This window comes from Flavobacterium sp. ZT3R18, assembly GCF_007097385.1.
In the GTDB taxonomy this organism is placed as follows: domain Bacteria; phylum Bacteroidota; class Bacteroidia; order Flavobacteriales; family Flavobacteriaceae; genus Flavobacterium.
The window spans coordinates 50,520-72,158 of the sequence record NZ_VJZS01000021.1; the positions used below are offsets into that span (position 1 = coordinate 50,520).

At 34.9% G+C, this 21,639-nt stretch carries 16 protein-coding genes; 6 read left to right on the plus strand and 10 right to left on the minus strand.

Translation table 11 applies throughout. The annotated features are described in order from the left end of the window. The first annotated feature begins 108 nt into the window (after window positions 1–108). From FNW52_RS17165 to lgt, 5 genes are all read left to right on the plus strand, one after another. Window positions 109–1,326, plus strand: a complete 1,218-nt coding sequence (locus tag FNW52_RS17165) for a pyridoxal phosphate-dependent aminotransferase (protein ID WP_143378712.1) — start codon at window positions 109–111, stop codon at window positions 1,324–1,326. 209 nt (window positions 1,327–1,535) lie between these two features. Then, window positions 1,536–2,207 carry a GTP cyclohydrolase I FolE gene (gene folE / locus FNW52_RS17170; RefSeq protein WP_143378713.1) on the plus strand — a complete coding sequence of 224 codons (672 nt, stop codon included), beginning with the start codon at window positions 1,536–1,538 and terminating at the stop codon, window positions 2,205–2,207. A gap of 143 nt (window positions 2,208–2,350) precedes the next feature. After that, window positions 2,351–3,826: a cysteine--tRNA ligase gene (gene cysS / locus FNW52_RS17175; protein WP_143378714.1), complete on the plus strand. Its 1,476-nt coding sequence runs from the start codon at window positions 2,351–2,353 to the stop codon at window positions 3,824–3,826. A gap of 120 nt (window positions 3,827–3,946) precedes the next feature. Next, entirely contained in the window at window positions 3,947–4,189 is a 243-nt protein-coding gene (gene yidD / locus FNW52_RS17180; protein WP_143378715.1) for a membrane protein insertion efficiency factor YidD, read from the plus strand. A gap of 76 nt (window positions 4,190–4,265) precedes the next feature. Continuing rightward, window positions 4,266–5,192, plus strand: coding sequence for a prolipoprotein diacylglyceryl transferase (gene lgt / locus FNW52_RS17185; protein ID WP_143378716.1), 927 nt, complete (start codon window positions 4,266–4,268; stop codon window positions 5,190–5,192). Between the two features lie 348 nt (window positions 5,193–5,540). On the opposite strand, the gene FNW52_RS17190 is transcribed toward lgt, so the two are convergent. Together FNW52_RS17190 and FNW52_RS17195 are read right to left on the minus strand one after the other, a co-directional pair. After that, the gene (locus tag FNW52_RS17190) at window positions 5,541–5,840 is read right to left on the minus strand and encodes a type II toxin-antitoxin system RelE/ParE family toxin (protein ID WP_143378717.1); all 300 of its coding nucleotides are present in this window, start codon (window positions 5,838–5,840) and stop codon (window positions 5,541–5,543) included. Further along, on the minus strand, window positions 5,837–6,079 hold the full coding sequence (locus FNW52_RS17195; RefSeq protein ID WP_185966025.1) for an addiction module component CHP02574 family protein: 243 nt from the start codon (window positions 6,077–6,079) through the stop codon (window positions 5,837–5,839). Before FNW52_RS17195 ends, FNW52_RS17190 begins: the two co-directional genes overlap by 4 nt. Before the next feature lie 677 nt (window positions 6,080–6,756). Here FNW52_RS17195 and FNW52_RS17200 point away from each other — a divergent pair. Beyond that, window positions 6,757–7,527: a type IV pili methyl-accepting chemotaxis transducer N-terminal domain-containing protein gene (locus FNW52_RS17200; protein ID WP_143378718.1), complete on the plus strand. Its 771-nt coding sequence runs from the start codon at window positions 6,757–6,759 to the stop codon at window positions 7,525–7,527. Window positions 7,528–8,409: 882 nt separating this feature from the next. Here FNW52_RS17200 and secDF read toward each other — a convergent pair. The 8 genes from secDF to FNW52_RS17240 all read right to left on the minus strand — a co-directional run bounded on the left by secDF (window position 8,410) and on the right by FNW52_RS17240 (window position 21,591). Further along, on the minus strand, window positions 8,410–11,379 hold the full coding sequence (gene secDF, locus FNW52_RS17205) for a protein translocase subunit SecDF (RefSeq protein ID WP_143378719.1): 2,970 nt from the start codon (window positions 11,377–11,379) through the stop codon (window positions 8,410–8,412). Window positions 11,380–11,601: 222 nt separating this feature from the next. Beyond that, a complete protein-coding gene (locus FNW52_RS17210) occupies window positions 11,602–12,537 on the minus strand; it encodes a malate dehydrogenase (RefSeq protein ID WP_143378720.1) in 936 nt (311 codons plus the stop codon). Window positions 12,538–12,593: 56 nt separating this feature from the next. After that, window positions 12,594–14,537, minus strand: coding sequence for a DNA topoisomerase (ATP-hydrolyzing) subunit B (gyrB, locus tag FNW52_RS17215; protein WP_143378721.1), 1,944 nt, complete (start codon window positions 14,535–14,537; stop codon window positions 12,594–12,596). Window positions 14,538–14,716: 179 nt separating this feature from the next. Then, the gene (gene asnB, locus FNW52_RS17220) at window positions 14,717–16,417 is read right to left on the minus strand and encodes an asparagine synthase B (protein WP_143378722.1); all 1,701 of its coding nucleotides are present in this window, start codon (window positions 16,415–16,417) and stop codon (window positions 14,717–14,719) included. Between the two features lie 196 nt (window positions 16,418–16,613). After that, a complete protein-coding gene (locus FNW52_RS17225; protein WP_143378723.1) occupies window positions 16,614–18,239 on the minus strand; it encodes an amidohydrolase in 1,626 nt (541 codons plus the stop codon). An 88-nt stretch (window positions 18,240–18,327) separates the two neighbouring features. After that, complete coding sequence (locus tag FNW52_RS17230; RefSeq protein ID WP_143378724.1) at window positions 18,328–18,777, minus strand: hypothetical protein; 450 nt, start codon at window positions 18,775–18,777, stop codon at window positions 18,328–18,330. Between the two features lie 57 nt (window positions 18,778–18,834). Then, on the minus strand, window positions 18,835–20,655 hold the full coding sequence (locus tag FNW52_RS17235; protein WP_255515633.1) for a TonB-dependent receptor: 1,821 nt from the start codon (window positions 20,653–20,655) through the stop codon (window positions 18,835–18,837). 72 nt (window positions 20,656–20,727) lie between these two features. Further along, entirely contained in the window at window positions 20,728–21,591 is an 864-nt protein-coding gene (locus FNW52_RS17240) for a PhzF family phenazine biosynthesis protein (RefSeq protein WP_143378725.1), read from the minus strand. Window positions 21,592–21,639 lie beyond the last annotated feature (48 nt).

The window sequence follows — 21,639 nt, forward strand, 5'->3', positions numbered from 1 at the left end:
TTCGTTTCTATAAATTTAATCATTTATGCAATAAAAACAACAAAATAGGCATGATGTTTACAGTAAATTTGGAAAATAAATTGCAAATTTGCATTTCAATTTAAAAATATGCCAAAAATATCACATAAAGGTGCGTTAATGCCTGAATCTCCGATTCGTAAGCTTACCCCTTTTTCGGAATCGGCTAAGAAAAAAGGCCTTAAAGTGTACCATTTAAATATTGGTCAACCCGATATAAGAACACCAGAAGTCGCCATAAATGCCGTTAAAAACATTCAACTCGACATCTTAGAATACAGTCATTCAGCCGGTTTTGAAAGCTATAGAACTAAACTTTCCCAATATTATAAACATCAAAATGTTGATGTAAATATTGAAGACATCATCATAACTACCGGTGGATCTGAAGCCTTGCTTTTTGCCTTAGGAACCACTATGGATCAAGGCGACGAACTGATTGTTCACGAACCTTTTTATGCCAATTACAATGCTTTTTCGATTGCTTCTGGCGTTACTGTAGTTCCTGTAATTTCAACCATAGAAACAGGTTTTGCATTACCTAGTATAGACGCTTTTGAAAAAATGATTACCCCAAAAACAAAAGCAATTCTGATTTGCAATCCCGGAAATCCTACGGGATATATGTATTCTCAAGAGGAAATTATGCGATTGGCCGCTTTGGTCAAAAAACATGATTTATTTTTGATCTCAGACGAAGTATATCGTGAATTTGCTTATGACGGAGACGTACATTATTCCGTGATGAACATCAAAGGAATAGAAGAGCATGCCATTATGATTGATTCGGTTTCTAAACGTTTCAGCATGTGTGGTGCTAGGATAGGATGTATGGTTTCTAAAAACAAGGAAGTTATGTCAACTGCAATGAAATTTGCACAATCCCGATTAAGTCCTCCTACGATTGAACAAATTGCAAGCGAAGCGGCTCTTGACACTCCAAAAAGTTATTTTGACGAAGTTATTACCGAGTACAAAGAAAGACGAGACACTTTAATTCGGGAACTACATAAAATCGAAGGCGTAATTGTAACGAAACCCAAAGGTGCTTTTTATTGCATTGTACAACTTCCTATTGACAATGCCGATGATTTTGCCCAATGGTTGTTAGAAAAATACGAATTGAACGGCGAAACAGTTATGGTAGCACCAGCAGCAGGATTTTACTCTACTCCAGGAGTAGGACTCAACCAAGTTCGAATTGCTTATGTATTAAAAAAAGAAGACTTGATTAGTGCAGTTCATATCTTAAAAGAAGGACTGCGTCTGTATAATTCAAATAAAAAAAACACTTTATTTTGCACCTAAAAAATAATTAGCGCATCTTTATACATTAGAAAAACAAAAAAAGGCAATACCACTAAAAATGATATTGCCTTTTTACTTTTTATATAAATACAAACAATCCGAAGATAAATTTTAGATATAATTAAAAGCAGAAACGATAGAAAATGTTTGCTTTTTATTAATTATCTTTACCCCTTAAAAATAGACACCCATAAAAATAGTAGCTTTTAATGATAAATAACGAAGAATTTCAAGACGAAATAGGAGACAATCATATCAGTACAAATGCTAAAAATCCAGTAAGAGAGGATGCTTTTAGTATTACAGATGAAGAAAAAATTGAAAAAATAAAAAAAGACGTCGAAAATATTCTACTAACCCTTGGAATGGATTTGACAGACGATAGCATGAAAGGAACGCCCAATCGTGTGGCTAAAATGTTTGTAAAAGAATTATTTGGCGGATTGAATCCTGACAAAAAACCAAAAGCCTCCACTTTTGAGAATAATTACAAATACGGAGAAATGTTAGTTGAAAAAAACATTACACTCTACTCTACCTGCGAACACCATTTATTACCTATCATCGGAAGAGCACATGTTGCTTATATTTCGAGCGGAAGAGTTATTGGTCTTTCAAAAATGAACCGTATCGTAGATCATTATGCCAAAAGACCTCAAGTACAAGAGCGCTTAACGATGCAAATCGTTCAAGAGCTTCAACAAGCTTTAGGCACCGAAGACGTAGCTTGTGTAATTGATGCCAAACACCTTTGCGTGAATTCTAGAGGAATCAAAGATATCGAAAGCAGTACTGTAACTTCTGAATTTGGCGGAAAATTCAAAGACGCTCAAACTAAAAGAGAGTTTTTAGACTACATTAAATTAGATACTCAATTTTAATTTGACTTAAAACGTCAATTTTAAAACATTTTACCATTAAGAAGTTAAGCAACAGTACGACTTAAAATTCTTAATTCCTTAGTGGTTATTTTTTATATAAAATTTACAATTACCTAATTGTCACATTACCTAATCTCACAAAAATGCCATTATACAAGACACAAACCTTAAAAATATACAATTCTCTTTCGGGAGAAAAAGAAACATTTACGCCTATTAACGAAGGAAATGTGGGGATGTATGTATGTGGACCAACGGTTTACAGCAATGTACATCTAGGAAACGTGAGAACTTTTATGTCTTTTGATGTAATTTTTAGATACTTATTGCATTTAGACTATAAAGTGCGTTATGTTCGAAATATTACGGATGTAGGTCATATTGTGGACGATGTGGATGAAGGGGAAGATAAAATTGCCAAAAAAGCCCGTTTAGAGCAACTGGAACCTATGGAAGTAGTACAACGCTATACCGTAGATTTTCATGATATTCTGAATGCTTTCAACTTTTTGCCACCAAGTATCGAACCTACTGCAACAGGACATATTATTGAGCAAATTGAAATCATAAAAACCATCATTGATAAGGGAATTGGTTACGAAGCCAATGGATCGGTTTATTTTGACGTGGTAAAATTCAACGAAACCAATCATTATGGAGTATTAAGCGGTCGCAATATCGAAGACATGTTGACCAATACCCGCGATCTTGACGGACAATCGGACAAAAGGAATCCACAGGATTTTGCGCTTTGGAAAAAAGCCGAGCCACAACACATCATGCGTTGGCCTTCGCCTTGGAGCGATGGCTTTCCGGGTTGGCACCTAGAATGTACCGCGATGAGCACTAAATATTTGGGTAATCATTTTGATATTCACGGAGGTGGAATGGATCTAAAATTCCCGCATCATGAATGTGAAATTGCACAAAACGAAGCTTGTACTGGACACACTCCGGTAAATTACTGGATGCATGCCAATATGCTGACTTTGAATGGTAAAAAAATGGCAAAATCTACCGGAAATAATATTTTACCGGGAGAGATTTTGACGGGAGACAATGCTTTTTTAAGCAAAGCTTTCTCGGCATCGGTAGCACGATTTTTCATGTTACAAGCGCATTACAGAAGCATTCTTGATTTCTCTGATGAAGCTATTGTAGCTGCCGAAAAAGGATACAAAAGACTAATGGAAGCGATGGAATCTCTAAAAGGGATTTCTGAAAGCTCAACCAGTTCCATAGATATTTCCAGTTGGAAACAATTGTGTTATGATGCTATGAATGACGATTTCAATACGCCAATTCTTATCGCACAATTATTTGAAGGAGTTCGTTTTGTCAACTTATTAAAAGACGAGAAAGAAACTTTAAACACAACCGACTTACAATTGTTTACAAAAACAATGCAGGCTTTTGTATTTGATGTTTTGGGATTGGAAGAAGAAAAAACAAACGGTAATACGGATAAATTAGAAGGCGTGGTTCATATGCTTATCGGCATGCGTAAACAAGCCAGAGACAATAAAGATTTTGCATTGTCGGATCAAATTCGGGATCAATTGATTGCTTTGGGTATTCAATTGAAAGACGGAAAAGAAGGGACTACATTTAGTATATAAAAAGATTGCTGAATTTTGATTAACTCCCGATAGCTATCGGGATTGATTTCTGATTTCACAGCAACCGAAATCAAAAATCGTTAATCTTAAATCGTTAATCTTAAATCAAAATTTAAAGCCATGAAATTCCTAACAACTCCTTTCATCCTACTCGTTCGGTTTTATCAGGGAGCAATCTCCCCTTTTACCCCTGCAGCTTGCCGGTTTGAGCCCACTTGCTCTAGCTATATGATTCAGGCGTTACAAACTCATGGATTGTTTTATGGAGGCTATTTAGGGATAAAAAGGATTTTGAGCTGTCATCCTTGGGGCGGGAAAGGCTATGATCCTATTCCGGAGAAAAAATGCAGTCACAATCACTAAAAAAGAAAATTTCTTACCTTTTAGTTAACACAATTAGTCAAATCAAAATAGTATTTTCACAAAAAATAAAATATAAATGACACACGCTTTAAACATTGTTTGGAATCCCTCTGAAGGTATTGATTTAGGTTTTTTCATTATTCGCTTTTACAGTTTGATGTTCGTAATTGCTTTTGGATTGGGTTGGTACATTATGAAAAATATTTTTGAAAGAGAAAATGTTTCCATCGACAAATTAGACTCTTTGTTTGTTTGGACCGTAGTAGCGACCCTAGTTGGTGCCCGTTTAGGACATGTTTTCTTTTACGATTGGGAATACTACCGCAACAATCTAGCCGAAATCATTTTACCTTTCCGTTTCAATCCTAAATTTGAATTCACAGGGTATCAAGGATTAGCGAGTCATGGAGCAGCTATTTCAATCATCGTTGCGATGTATTTTTTTAGCAAAAATGCACTTCAAAAACCGCTATTATGGATACTGGATCGAGTAGTTATTCCGGTTGCCAGTGGTGCTATTTTTGTACGATTGGGTAATTTTTTCAATTCCGAAATTGTAGGTAAAGAAACCACCTCTTCGTTTGGAATACGTTTTATGAGAGATCAATTTACACCAAGAGAAGCGGTCAATGCAACTCAACTTGCAACACCAAAAGAGGCCTATAATGCTATTGCAACCAACCCTCAATATGCCAATTTACTGGAACAAGTTCCTGCCAAACATCCTGCGCAATTGTACGAAGCTGTTTGTTACATTTTTGTTTTTGCCGTATTGTTTTTCCTGTATTGGAAAACAGAAGCACGCAAAAAATCGGGTTATCTATTTGGTTTATTTTTAGTGCTGCTGTTCTCGGTACGTATGGTTGTAGAATCCGTGAAAGAAAGCCAAGGCGGCTTTGAAAATGCATTAGGTTTATTATCTACCGGACAGTGGTTGAGTATTCCTTTTATATTTATTGGATTTTATTTTGTCTTTACTGCGAAGAATGCGAGTGTAAATTAAGTTAAGTTCATTACAATATAAAAATAGCTCGCTCTTCGAAGTCCACATAAATTTGTCGGTATGAGCTTCGCAAATGTCCCAAGCTCACGAAGTGTATATAACGTTGTCGTGCGGGCTAAGCAAATATCTCATGCTCTTCTAAGTCTACGTAAATTTGCCGTATGGGTTTCGCAAATGTCTCTGACTTTGCGTTTTTTTTAAAAGTTCTTGAAAACGGTAAATATGATAAAAGTCTCCCGACTTTTTCCGTGATGTTTTTTATAGGAGTAGCCCGTGTCCACAAAAACAATAAAGCAGTAAAAACAAAAAAGCAACTCGTAAATGAGTTGCTTATGTTTTTTCATAAAATTATCTATTCGAATAATCTTTAGGGTTTTTGTAAGCGTGAATGATCGCTAAAACAACGATTTGTTTTTTGGAATCATCAACAATGTAATGAATGTGATATGGAAATTGTTTTAAAAGAACAGTTCTGACATTCTTGTATTTTATCTGAAAAGCGAGAGGGAAATCGGCAATATATTTTTTAGCTTCTTCCACTCGGTCTAAAAATACTGTGGCAAGTTCGGGATTTATGCTTATGTAGTAATCAACAACGTCCTCAATATCAAAAGTTACGGCGGGTTTGTTTACAAAAGCATAACTCATATTCCTTTTCTGATATTGGCAATTGTGGTGTCAAAATCAACCACATCATTAGGATTTTTGTAGTAATCGTCTAAACGCTCGTCAAGAATATCTTTTTGCCATGAGGCAAGTTCTGTACCGTTTTGAATCTCTTCATTTTGCAAATCGGTATATTTCCCCTTCAATGTTTGCCAATCCTCAATAGGGATAAAAACTCCGGTTGTATTGCCTCTGTTATCGTGTATAAATTGTAGTGTCATGGCTTTTTAGGTAATTAATTGTTGTAAATTATCTTTCATTCTTTTGTTAGAAATGAAAATGTCAATCATTTTGAGTAATGCTTGTTGCTCGTCAGGGGTATATGATATACTATTAATTTATTGTTTGCATAGTTTCTGTGCTATTTTATTTAACCATAAAAAAAATTAAATACTAGACAAAAGTACAAAATATTGTCATTTGTTTTACTTAAATTAAAGTTCAGAAATTAATCCATACAATAATCACTAAAAAAAACTCACTTGTTCTGATAGATTCCCCCAGCTGGCTTGAGCATTAAGTAACACAGGCGCTAGCGCTATGCGTCCCGCTCGTGTACACAAGCCGAGTATTTTAGAATTGTATGCGTTTCAATATTTATAAAAAAAAACACAAAGTAGCAAATCTGTTATTTTGTGGTTTTTCTTTTTCTATGTTTAAGTTAGAAACATTTTTATTTTGTAAATAAAACGCGTCTTACTATAAAACTTTTAAAAGAAAAGTCTGGATATTTTACACGGCAGAAGTCTTTTATCTATATTTAAATGGAGTAATTTTAGCCTAATAAACAAATACTAACCTATTCCTTATAAAAAATAAATCACATCTCAAATGATTCACATCATATTTCATAAAAACAAATGAGCGTAATTTCGTATCTCACTTTAAACATTAAATTATGAAAGTTAAAATAAGCGTATTAGTCTTTACATTGCTTGTTTCTATAACAGCAAACTGTCAAAATATTAGTCTGGGATCAGCCATTAATCAAGCTGGAAGACAACGCATGTTAACCCAACGTATGGCTAAAGATTACATGATGATTGGCGCTGGAGTTAAGATTGATAATGCCAGTAAAGAAATTGACGAGTCAATTTCAATATTTGAGGAGCAATACAATACTTTAATCGGTTATGCTCCAAATAAAGAAGTAAAGGATGCTTTAAAAATGGTTAACACCATATGGGTTAAATTCCGTATAGATGTAGCAACTGTTCCAGATGTTAATAATGCTTCTCAAATTATAATGGATGCAACAATGTTAATGAATGCCTGCGATAATGTAGTTGAAAAAATTCAAGAATATGGAAATGTAAAAAACACAAAATTGACTAACGTATCAGGTAAACAACGAATGATTTCTCAAAGAATAGGGATGCTTTACACAGCTTACTATTGGAAAGTTCCATACCATGACTTAACCGATATTTTTGATGCAACAGTAATTGATTATGAAGAAAATTTAAAATTTCTAATTAAAGAATCGGAGAACTATCCTGAAATTACGGAAACCCTTACTAAGATCAAATCGACTTGGTCTTTTTCTAAAACGGGATTTGACTTAAAAAGCAACAAACTAATGCCATCTGTAATTTATGTGACTACAAATACAATGACCAACGATTTTAACAAAACTACCAGTCAATATGAAAAATTGATAGGGAAATAAATTTCTATAATAATTACAGTTAATCTTAAAATAAATACTCCGTATCAAATTCATAATCAATTGTATTTGAAACCAAAAAGACGTCTAATTCCATTTGAACTAGACGTCTTTTATCATTTATTGAATTCCATTTTTTTATTAGTTTTCCTAAACATTATTTTCTGGTGTAGCGTCCATAAAAATTCCTATCTCAAGTGTCACTGTTTGAATTTTCACGACTGAATACCAGACGTTCTAGATATGTCCTAAATTTTCTCGTGTACGATAGCGCGCAATGTCATTAAGTTAAGCTTTTTTTATGAGTGTTTTTAATATTTGAGAGCTACTAGAGTTCTCATATTATGTGATTCCTCCTTCGTCGGAATGACAAAACAGTGTGGTTTAGATATGCAATATCACGCAAGTTTGTCATTCCGACGAAGGAGGAATCTCCGTAAGTAGCTCGACAATCCTAGTGAAATCTGCACTTTTCCCTTAACTTAATGACATTGCGATAGCACGGATTTGCAATCCGTGCCCACACAGTATCACAAGTAATACAAATAACAAAAGCAACTCATAAACTGGCTTGCTTTTGTTGTTAATAATAATCTTTCAAGAAATAAATAAAATATTTTTGTCCCATGCTTTACAAAACAAACATAAAAAAATATGACTGTCCGCAACTAATACCAATAAGATTACTACACGAATTGTTCAATAAATGTAAAAACTTGAATGTATTTATTTGACACAGATTTCACAAATTTTCACAGATTAATCTGTGAAAATTTGTGAAATCTGTGTCAAGAAAATCAATCATGGTCTACTTAACGGATTGTCATATATAAAAAAAGGATTCAACTTTCGTTGAATCCTTTTTTTTAAAGATTAAGCTATAAACTAAGCTTCTTGATGTTGTATTTCAACATTAACCTTATCTTCTTTAGAAATTGTGTCAACCAATACTGGTGTAGCAATAAACAATGAAGAGTAAGTACCTACAACAATACCAATAAGCATTGCGAATATAAATCCTCTAATAGATTCTCCACCAAAAATAAACATGATTAACAATACTCCAATCATCGTCAATGACGTATTGATCGTTCTTGACATTGTAGAGTTAATCGATTTATTTACAATTTCTCCAAAACTACCTTTTATTTTACCATCCAAGAATTCACGAACCCTGTCAAATACAATTACGGTATCATTCATTGAGTATCCAATAACGGTAAGAATCGCAGCAATAAAATGTTGGTCGATTTCCATACCAAAAGGCATAAACTTCCAACATAATGAATAAATACCCAATACGAAGATAACATCATGCGCCACAGCAGCAATCGCTCCCAAACCATATTGCCATTTTCTGAAACTGATAAGCAAGTATAAAAACACAATTGCCATTGCTCCAAGAACAGCCCAGTACGCATTGGTTTTAATATCCTCGGCTACTGTTGGTCCAACTTTTGAAGCTTGTAAAACTCCTAATTTTTTTCCATCATAGGCATTTATAAATTTATCATAAGTCAAGCCTGCAGAATAATTTTGCTTCAAGCTTTCAAATAACATTTTATTTACTTCTTCATCAGCAGCACTTCCAGTCTCTTGAATTTTATATTTAGTTGTAATTTTTAATTGATTTTCACTTCCAAATATTTTTACCTCCGCACTACCAAAAACTTTAGTCAATTCGTCTTTAACAACTTCAGCTTGCATTGGTTTTTCAAAACGTACTTGAAAAGTTCTTCCTCCTACAAAATCTACACCTTGATCAAAACCATTAGTGAAAATAGAAACCAAACTCACTACAGTTACAACTGCAGAGAAAACGTATGTCCATTTTTTGATTCTTAAGAAATCAAAGTGGAAGTTAGTAAAGAAATTTTTAGAAAAATTAGTTACAAATGACAAACTGTTTTTAAATGCAATATTTCTATCGATAAAAATTCTAGCAATAAAGATAGAAGTAAACAATGAAGTTACAATACCGATTAATAATGTAGTTGCGAATCCTTTGATTGGTCCTGAACCGAAGATAAACAACACTCCCCCAATTAAGATATGCGTAACGTTTGCATCAACAATAGAACGCATTGCCCCTTTCCAACTATAAGAAACTTTTACAGCTTCATCGAGTGACAAACCTGCACGCAATTCTTCTTTAGCTCTTTCGTAGATAATGATATTCGCATCAACCGCTGTACCCATTGTTAAAACGATACCAGCAATACCCGGCAAAGTAAGCACAGCACCTAAGCTTGCCAAAATACCAAACATAAATAATAAATTCACACCCAATGCAATATTTGCATACCATCCTGCTTTACCATAGTAAACCAACATCCATAACGACACTAAAAGCAATCCTATAATAGCAGATGTAGTACCATTATCAATAGCTTCTTGACCCAAGGATGGCCCTACCACTTCTGATTGAACTATTTCTGCAGCTGCAGGTAATTTACCAGCTCTTAATACGTTTGCTAAATCTTTAGTTTCTGTAACATCAAATGAACCTGAAATTTCAGATCTACCACCTGCAATAGGTCCACTAGAAACCCCAGGAGCAGAATATACAATATCATCAAGAACAATAGCTATATTACTTTTTTGAGTATAAGCTCTTCCAGTTAATTCTTCCCATTGTTTTGCACCTTGGTTGTTCATTTGCATAGAAACAGCAGGTTTACCCATTTGATCAAAAGTATCACTAGCATCTGTTACAACACCACCACCCATTGAAGCAACATTATCTCTGTTTCCTTTCAATGCGTATAATTCTACTACTTCAACCTCTTTTTCTTTGGCATCTTTAATAGTAGTTGGTTTTCCCCATACAAATTTTGCATAACGTTGATCACCTGCCAATAAAACTCTAATGTCAGCTCTTTTAAAATAAGAGTTTACAACTGCAGTATCTTTTGGAGAAAAAAGACCTAAAACTGGTCCACCACCTTGAGCAACAATTTTATCGAATAAAGGATTGTTTCCTTTTTTTGTAGCAGCAGTATCTTTAGCATCAGTCAATAAAGCACTCAATGAATCTTTTACAACTTTTTTAGTTTCAACTTTAGTAATCTCCGTTTTTTTCAATGACTCATTGGCAGCCATCATGAAATTACCAATTTCCTCAATTTTATACGTTTCCCAAAACTCTAATTGAGCAGTACTTTGCAATAATTTCTTGATTCTATCTACCTCTTTAGCCCCTGGCAATTCAACAAGAATTCTTCCAGTTTCTCCAATTTTTTGGATATTAGGTTGTGTTACACCAAATTTATCGATACGTTTTCTTAATACTCCAAAAGCACTTTCAACAGATTCATCAACTTTTCTTTTGATTACTTTCTGAACTTGAGCATCTGTCATTTGAAAAGTAACACCACCTTCACCTTGCAAACTTCTGTTAGCAAAGATATCTGGAGAAGCTAATTTTACAGTTCCATTAGAATTGGCTTCAAAAGCATCAAAGAATGCATCTAAATACGTTTGGTTTCCTTTTTGATTTACAGTAGCATCAGCTAAAGATTTATTAAAAACAGGATTTTTTGAATGATTAGATAATCCTTTCAAAATGTCTTTAACAGAAATTTGAAGAATCACATTGATTCCACCTTCTAAGTCAAGACCTTTATTGATTTGTTTGTCTTTTACTTCATTGAATGTAAAATCAGTAAAACCTAAGTTAAAAACTTTTTCTTTACCAATAGAATCCAAATATTTTACTTCTTTATCTGGGTTACCACCAGCAAAAGTTTTTGCATCACTTTTTATTTTGCTTGAGACAAAAGTGAAAGAAAGTTGGTAAATGCTCACCAACGCAAATAGAATTGCGAAAAATTTAATCAGTCCTTTATTCTGCATTATTACTAAAAATTAATTATTTTTATTTATTTATTTTTGTTTTAAACCCTATAAAATAAGCCATTACGTCGATTTTTGAAAACAAAAAAGAACTCCACGATTTATGTCATTTTTTTTAAACCGAGCAAATATATAATTAACGCTAAGATTAACCAATTTTTTATTGATTAATATCAAAAAAAAGACTGCAATATTGCAGCCTTCTTTTTTATACGCCAATTATTATGCTAATACCGATTTCAAATCAGCATTCATATTTCTAACAGCCTCAGCACTTTTTGCAAAAGCAGCTTTTTCAGCATCATTTAATTCAATCTCAACAATTTCTTCAACTCCGTTTTTACCTATAATACAAGGTACCCCGATACAAATATCATTTTGTCCGTACTCCCCTTCCACAAAAACAGAACAAGCAATCATTTTCTTTTGGTCATTCAAAATACTATCTACCAAATAAGCAACAGAAGCTCCTGGAGCATACCAAGCAGATGTTCCCAAAAGACCTGTAAGTGTAGCACCACCAACCATAGTTGAAGCAGCTACTTTCTCTAATTCTTCTTGAGATAAAAATTGAGAAACTGGAATACCATTATAAGAAGCCAAACGGGTTAACGGAATCATTGTGGTATCACCATGACCTCCAATAACCATTGCCGAAATATCGTTAGACGGTTTATCTAAAGCTTTAGACAAATAATATCTAAAACGAGAGCTATCAAGAGCTCCACCCATTCCTATAATTCTGTTTTTTGGCAAACCTGTTGATTTCAAAGCCAAATAAGTCATAGTGTCCATTGGATTAGAAACCACAACAACAATACAATTTGGCGAATGCACTAATACATTCTCTACAACTGTTTTTACAATTCCTGCATTGATTCCAATTAATTCTTCTCTGGTCATACCTGGTTTTCTAGGAATCCCAGAGGTAATCACAACAACATCACTATTTGCTGTTTTAGAATAATCATTCGTAACACCTGAAACATTTGTATTAAAACCAGTGTTCGTAGCACATTGCATAATATCCATTGCTTTACCTTCGGCAAAACCCTCTTTAATATCCAATAACACTACTTCACTTGCAATTCCTCTATAAGAAATTGAATCTGCACAAGATGCTCCCACATTTCCTGCCCCTACAATGGTAACTTTCATTTTTATATGGTTTTTTTGTTAATTAGTAATAAAAAAAAGTACAGTCCCTTAAAACATTATGCGTCGATATTTGCGTAAACCGCATTTTTCTCGATGAATTCTCTTCTTGGTGGCACCTCATCCCCCATTAACATAGAAAAAACTCTATCCGCTTCTGCTAAACTGTCAATAGTAACTTGTCTTAATGTTCTAAAACTTGGATCCATTGTCGTTTCCCACAATTGCTCCGCATTCATCTCTCCAAGACCTTTATAACGCTGAATCGCTGCTCCTCCACCCATTCTAGCATTTGCATCATCACGAGTTTTATCGTCCCAAGCGTATTCTTTATTTTTTCCTTTTTTAACCAAGTACAAAGGTGGAGCTGCAATATATACGTGTCCCTCTTCGATTAGTTCTTTCATAAAACGGAAAAAGAAAGTTAAGATTAAAGTAGCGATATGACTACCATCGACATCGGCATCACACATAATAATTACTTTATGGTATCTTAATTTTTCAATATTTAATGCTTTACTATCTTCGGCTGTTCCTATGGTAACTCCGAGTGCCGTAAATATATTTCGAATCTCTTCGTTTTCAAAAACTTTATGATGCATGGCTTTCTCAACGTTCAAAATCTTACCTCTTAAAGGCAAAATCGCTTGAAACGCACGGTCACGACCTTGTTTGGCCGTTCCACCCGCCGAGTCTCCCTCGACAAGATATACTTCACATTTTGCAGGATCTTGCTCTGAACAATCCGATAATTTTCCTGGCAATCCACCTCCACCCATTACGGTTTTGCGTTGTACCATTTCACGCGCTTTTTTGGCCGCATGACGTGCTTGTGCTGCAAGTATTACTTTTTGAACAATAATTCGGGCATCATTTGGATTTTCCTCCAAATAAGCTTCAATCATATCGCCAACAGCTTGACTAACTGGAGAAACCACTTCACGATTTCCAAGTTTAGTTTTGGTTTGCCCCTCAAATTGTGGTTCAGCTACTTTTACCGAAATAATCGCCGTAAGACCTTCACGAAAATCATCTCCTGAGATATCAAACTTTAATTTTTCTAGCATTCCGGAGGCATCCGCATATTTCTTCAATGATCTTGTAAGACCCGTTCTAAAACCTTGCAAGTGCGTACCTCCTTCGTGAGTATTGATATTATTTACGTAAGAAAAAATATTTTCTGAGTAACTTGTATTATAAATCAAAGCTACCTCAACTGGAATTTCTCCTTTATCGTTATCCATAGAAATTACGTGCGCAATAATTGGCTCACGATTTCCATCTAAATATCGAATGTATTCTTTAAGTCCTTCTGTAGAATGAAAAACTTCACAAACAAAATTTCCGTCTTTATCAAGTTCTCTTTTGTCTGTAAAAGTAATAGTGATTCCTTTATTCAAATAGGACAACTCACGCATACGTGCAGATAGAGTGTCATACGAATATTCTATTGTCTGAGTAAAAATAGAAGGATCCGGATAAAAAGTAACTATTGTACCTCTTTTAGTCGTCTCTCCAATTTGTTTTACCGGATAAAGCGCTTTTCCTTTTTCGTATTCCTGTTCGTATACTTTTCCGTCGCTACTGTGAACCGTTGCTCTTAAATGGTTTGACAAAGCATTTACCACCGAAACCCCAACACCATGAAGACCTCCAGATACTTTATACGAATCTTTATCGAATTTACCCCCAGCACCAATTTTAGTCATTACAACCTCTAATGCCGAAACTCCTTCTTTTTTATGAATCCCTACTGGAATACCACGTCCATTGTCCTCAACAGAAATAGAACCGTCTTCATTGATATCAACTCGAATGGTATCACAATGGCCTCCCATTGCCTCATCAATAGAGTTATCTACAACTTCATAAACTAAATGATGCAACCCTCTTACACCTACATCTCCAATGTACATCGATGGACGCATTCTTACGTGCTCCATTCCCTCTAATGCCTGAATACTGTCTGCTGAATAATTATCCTTCTTGATTTCTTCGCTCATATATTTTAATCTAAAAAAAATGTAATTTTCGTCTAACACGCAAATATATAAAAACACTATCTATTTTACCTATTTATTCCTGTTTTAAGCGTTTAAGTTATTAACATTTATGGTTTATATCCACAAAAAAAACGACTTCAAAATAGAAGCCGTTTCTTAAACTAAATTCAAAATTATATTTATGCTTTTACATAAGCGTCATCATGCACACTGGCAACTGCTCTACCTGATGGATCATTCATGTTTTTGAACGCTGCATCCCACTCTAAAGCGATTTTTGTACTACAAGCCACACTTGCCTCCTGTGGTACACATAAAGCAGCTGCATCACTTGGAAAATGCTCGTTAAAAATAGAACGGTAGTAATACTCCTCTTTTGAAGTTGGCGTTTGTAATGGGAAACGGAATTTGGCATTTGCTAATTGTTCATCCGAAACCTCAACAGCAACAACTTCTTTCAAAGTATCAATCCAACCGTAGCCCACACCATCACTAAACTGCTCTTTTTGTCTCCAAGCAACACTTGCTGGCAACATATCTTCAAAAGCTTTACGAACCACCCATTTCTCCATTGGGTGCTCTTTGTTAATCATTTTATCTTGTGGATTGATCCTCATCGCCACATCCATAAATTCTTTATCTAAAAATGGCACACGTCCTTCAATTCCCCAAGCCGCTAAACTTTTATTGGCACGCAAACAGTCATACATGTGTAATTTACTTAATTTGCGTACGTTTTCTTCATGAAATTCTCTTGCATTTGGTGCTTTGTGGAAATACAAATACCCTCCAAACAATTCATCTGCCCCTTCACCAGACAATACCATTTTGATACCCATCGATTTAATCACTCTCGCCATTAACCACATTGGTGTCGATGCTCTAATAGTAGTAACATCATAGGTCTCCAAACTGTAAATCACATCGCGCACCGCATCCAAACCTTCTTGGATGGTGAATTTTATTTCGTGATGGATTGTCCCGATATGGTCTGCCACAATTTGAGCAGCCGCTAAATCTGGAGAACCTTCTAATCCAACAGAGAAAGAATGTAATTGCGGATACCAAGCATCGGCAACATCTCCTGATTCAACTCTTTTTTGGGCATATTTTTTGGCTACAGCCGAAGTAATAGAAGAATCCAAACCACCTGAAAGCAAAACACCGTAAGGCACATCACTCATCAATTGTCTGTGAACGGCTGCTTCAAGAGCCTCTTTGATTGCCGGTATACTTGTTTCGTTGTCTTTTACGGCATCATAATCTACCCATTCTCTTTTGTACCACTGTACAAATTCACCATCTTTACTTGTCATATAATGTCCCGGAGGAAACAATTGAATTTTGGCACAATATCCTTCTAAAGCTTTCAATTCTGAAGCCACATAAAAAGTCCCGTGTTGATCCCAACCGATGTATAATGGAATGATTCCCATGTGGTCACGAGCTACAAAATACTCATCTTTTTCTATATCGTAAATGGCAAAACCAAAAATACCGTTCATTTCATCTATAAAATGAGGTCCTTTTTCTTTGTATAAAGCCAAAATAACTTCACAATCACTTTCGGTTTTAAAGTGATATTTTGATTTCGACAAGCTCGATCCATCGCCTTCAAATTGTTTACGCAATTCTCTGTGGTTGTATATTTCTCCGTTGGCAGCCAAAACCAGATTTCCATCTTCACTGAACAAAGGTTGTTTTCCAGAAGCTGGATCAACAATTGCTAAACGCTCATGGGACATGATTGCTTTATCATTGCTGAAAATTCCACTCCAATCTGGTCCGCGATGACGAATGATTTTAGACATTTCCAACACTTGAGGTCTTAAAACTTCTGCTTTTTGTTTTAGGTCAAAGGCACATACTATTCCACACATAACTTTATATTTTAACTGTTAGTTTATTTTGATAAGGCAAAGATGCGCTAAAGGTTACAAACAGAAAACATAAATAGCATTTTTAGTTATAAATCGCAACTTAAATTTCAATTTTACATTTAATATGTAATTACAAAAGAAACAAATCTAGCTTTTGCGTTATAAATTGTAAATTTTCGCTTTTCGCGAAATAAACCTATTTCACTTTGACTCCTTTCAAAAACACTTGGCTTGGCTTCAATTTAACCATTTGATTTTCATTTACTTTCATTAAATCCTGATCAAACAGTACAAAATCGGCCCATTTACCCACTTCAAGACTTCCTTTTTCTTTTTCTTCAAAATTAGAATAGGCCGCCCAAATGGTCATTCCTCTTACCGTTTCCTCTCTACTCAAGGCGTTTTCCATTTGAAAACCTGTCTTTGGATAGTTTTTACTGTCTTTTCTGGCTACAGCTGCATGAAATGTCAACATCGGATTTACTTCTTCTACAGGAAAGTCAGTACCTAAAGCAACGATTCCGGCTTTTTGGAGTAATTTTTTATAGGCATACGCATTTTTCAGTCTCTCTTTTCCTAATCTTTCTCCAGCCCAATACATATCGGATGTCGCATGAGTAGGTTGCACCGAAGGAATAATCCCTGTTTTAAAATAATCAAAATCGGCTTCCTGTATTACTTGAGCGTGTTCGATTTTCCATCTTCTGTCTTTCTTACCTGTCAACACTTCTTTGTAAATTTTCAATAAAACGGTATTCGCAGAATCTCCGATAGCATGTGAATTCAATTGAAAAGGAGAATCGGCAATTTGTTTCGCCACATTTTTTAATTGAGCAACAGAAGAAAGTAGTGCTCCATATTGTTTTGGACTATCCGAATACGGTTTATGCAAGCAGGCACCACGAGAACCTAATGCACCATCTCCATACATTTTAAACGAACAAACATTCAAATTATCTGTTTTGTAGATTCCTTTTTTAAGGTACAAATCAATATTTTTTTGATTTGCCGTAATCATGGCATAGACATTAATTTTCATGGCTTTTGCTTTTTGCAAACTATCCATCAAATTGATAATATCCGGATCCAAGCCTGCATCATTTACCGTTGTCAACCCATATTGAAACATCACTTTTTCGGCGTCCAATACCGCAGCGATTTGTTTCTTACGATTGGGTTTGGGGATGATTTTAAAAACCAATTCCATTGGATTATCAATTAAAACTCCGGTAGGTTCTCCATTTTCTAAAACAATCTCTCCACCTGTCGCTTTTGTTGATTTTGTAATTCCTGCCAGTTTCAAAGCCACACTGTTTACAACAATGGCATGACCATCTACACGATTTAAAACTACCGGAATAGTCGGGAAAGCAGCATCTAAATCTGCTTTGCTTGGAAATTTAGCTACTTGCCAATCGTTTTGATCCCATCCATTGCCAACAATAAAATCAGAATTTTTTTCTTTTTGAAATTTCTGAATTCGATCAATTATTTCAGATACACTTTTGGTTCCGCGCAAATCAACTTCTTGCAGACTCAGTCCAAAACTATAAAAATGACAATGCGCATCATACAAACCCGGATAGATAAACTTCCCTTTTACATCAATGGTGTTTTTGGAATCATACGAATTTGCTATTTCATCATCAGAACCAATAGCGACAATTTTACCAGATTGAATAGCCATAGCCGAGGCTTTACCAAAATCTTTATTTACGGTATAAATATTGGCATTCGTAACGATAGTGTCTACAGCAATTTTATTTTTCTGATTGCAGGAAATCAAAAAAATTAAGGAAAGTATAAAATAAATTGGCTTCATAATAAACGATTTAATTAATTGAGCTAATATAAACAAAGAGCCCCAATAAACCGTAGATTACAAAATGAATAGTTCTAAAATAGGAATGCTATAAAATTTCTTCTATTACATATTTGGTCGTATTAATCTCAAAAGCAAATCCAACTTTATTCCCCATCAATTTATTCCCCAAAGGCGATTGTGGAGACAAAGCAATAACATTTACTCCCTCGACATTGATTTTTGGAAGCGCAAGACTGAGATACAAATAAATTCCATTGGCTTTTACCAAGCTTCCTAAAACAATAGTTTCGGCAACTATAGAAGCGTCTATTTTATCCAAAACTGCTTTTTGAGTCAATACTTCTTTGAGTTTCATATTGAGTTTCTCTTGTTCAAGATGCATCATAGACAAGGCTGTTTCGTGCTTATCGCCAGCCGAACCTTTGGCATCATTTTTTGAATCTTCGGTAAGGGCAACAATCATGTCTTTGAATACGTCGATTCTATCTTGAACTAATTGGTGGTATTGTTGGTATATTTTTTGTTTGAAAGTCATTTTTTAAACTACTTGATATCAAACCCGACAGGTTTTTAAAACCTGTCGGGTTTAGGATTAAAAATCAAATTTACAACTCGCTCCCAACAACACTTGAAAACCTTGAACAGGATAATTCAACCATTTTTGATAGCCGTTGTTTGTGATGTTATTGGCTTTTATAAATGCCGTAAATCTTTCGTTGTATTTGAATCTCACATTGGCATTCAAATCCAAATAACTATCTAATGTTATAGGACTTGGAGCCACTACATAAACAATATCCGTGTTTTGTTGCTGGTCTTTTCGTTCTCCTACATAAAATAAATTAACTCCTGCAAACCATTTTTCCGTAATGGCAAAATCTAAAGTCGAATTCAATTGAATGGAAGGCAGATTCCATGCTTCGGTTTGGGTTTTATTGGTATAACTGCTAAAAGTCCCATCAACTCCAACCGATACCCCTTTTGCCAAATCGGCTTTTAACTCCCCATAAAAACGGATGGTTTTCATATCATCATAAACCACACTTAAGGAATTTCCAAAAGCATAATTGGCATTGGTATTTTTTTCGTTATAATCGTTACTTACAAACAATGCTTTATTTTCATCATATACATAAGAAGCTTTTACATCATAACTAACTGTACTGGCCAATTTCCCTTTTAATCCCGCATGAACATCGTAAAGCTCATTGGTTGGTTTAATATTTAATGTAGGCGAAACAAACGGATTGGCATCTACAAAATCCTTGTAGCTGTTTTGCTGTAAATCCCCAACGGCACCCGCATAAAAAATCATCAAATCACCCACAACTTTACAGGAAGCTGTTACCGAAGGATACACATAGAACTTGTTGCTTTTATTTTCAGTCCCCATACTATACATCAAACCGGCACCTACATTCAATGTCCAATCTTCCTTTATCATTTCAAAACTTGGAACGATTCCCAAATTCGTATAACCATATTTTAAGGAAGCAATATTGGTTCCTAAATAATCACTCTTAAAACTTCCACCCACATAATCGACAATTACTTTGGTTTTTATCGCTTCATCCATCACATCAAATTTAAAATTTGGCGTTAGCAAAAATCGATTTTCAGATGAGCTATATGCATCCGAAAAATGGTTGAATTTTAAATTAGCATTGTTCAAAATCCCTTCTTCAAAAGCAATATCACCTCCTAGAGATATCGAATTATACGATTGTTGCGGATTAATACTATTGACCAACGCCATACTTTGCGGAAGTGTCAACGTATTTCCAAAACTGGCTGGCAAACCGTACCAATTATAAATTTGGTTTTGATAGCCTGCATTGATATTCCACGCCATTTCTTTTTCGTTTGTTCCATAAACCAGATCAATTGAAGTATCATAAAAACCATTATCCAAAGTGACATCTTTCAATCCGCCTTGTGAGGATTGATGGCGAAACATTCCACTAACATACTCATTATTATTGAGATTATCGGTCACATACAATTCAGCATTTAAGGCTCCATAATTCCCAAGACCCAGAGTTGCATAATTTTTAAACAAACGCGCTTGTTTTGCTTTTTCGACTCCTTCGGCATTCCCTTTGGAAGGCGAAAAAGTAGAAGCCACAGGAAAAGGCAAAATGGAATATTTCACATTTTCCTTTTTAGCATTTTCATCGTTTGTAATCACTGGAACTTCTTTTACTTTGAAAGCATCTGAAATTGTTGGCGTATATGGTTTTACCACATTTACTACTTCTGTTCCAATATTATCTTGCTTGTTTTGAGCAAATGAAAATTGGGAAAGTAGGAGAAAAATCCACACCCCTCCCGATAGCCATCGGGACTCCCCCGAAGGGGAGGGAGCCGAGAACGTCGAACGTTTATTTATCAATGCTTTTATGTTTTTGATCATTATATTTCTTTTTTTCTATCTATTTTCTGAATTCTGAATTCTGAGTTCTGCCTTCTACTTCTGCCCTCTTCTTTATACTTCCCATTCTCCTTTTGCAATGAATTGCGTTTTTCCTCCAATTTTTATATCAAAATCATTCCCCGTCAATTCCCCGTCAAAATAGATTCGTGAAGGTCTATTGATAAAATCTCCTTGATGATTGATCCTTTTAATTTTAGCCGAATGGTATTTCAAAAGAAAAGCCTGCAAACAGGTACTTGCACTTCCCGTTGCTGCATCTTCCACAATCTGATTATGTTCAATGCACAACATTCGGCTGTAAAGTTCCCCTTGGTCAAAACAATAGAAATACAATGCCCTATGATTTGTTCTACAATGAGCCAGTAACCACTCTTTCATTTTAATCAATTCAAGATTTAAATCTTCCAAAGCTTTTTTGCTTTTAAGCGGAACAATTACAAATGCACTTCCTGTAGTCACTTCCTGAATCGGAAATTTATCATCAAAATCGGCAGTAAGCAAATTGCTAAAAGACAAAAAATCTTCTTTTGAGAAAACATCCCAAAATTGAGGTTGAGCAGCCTGCAGCCAAACCAAATCCTCTGTCTGCTGAATTGGAATTTCACCTATTGGCACCGACAACTTAAAATTTCGAGGTTGGCTTTCAACTATTTTATTCATCAAAACCCAAGAAGTCCCAATGATTGGATGACCCGCAAACCGCATTTCATTTTCTGGCGTAAAAATTCGAATTGATGCACTGTTATTTTTGGGTTGAATGCTAGTGATAAAAGTACTTTCGGCAAAGTTAATTTCGCGTGCTATTTTTTGCATCTCTTCGGTACTTAATCCATCAGCATCTAAAAAAACGGCCAATTGATTTCCGGTATATTTTTTCTCTGCAAAAACATCTACTATATAAAAAGGTAATTTCATTCTGTTTTTATTTTAAACTTTAATTAATTTCGAAAATAGAAGCTAATC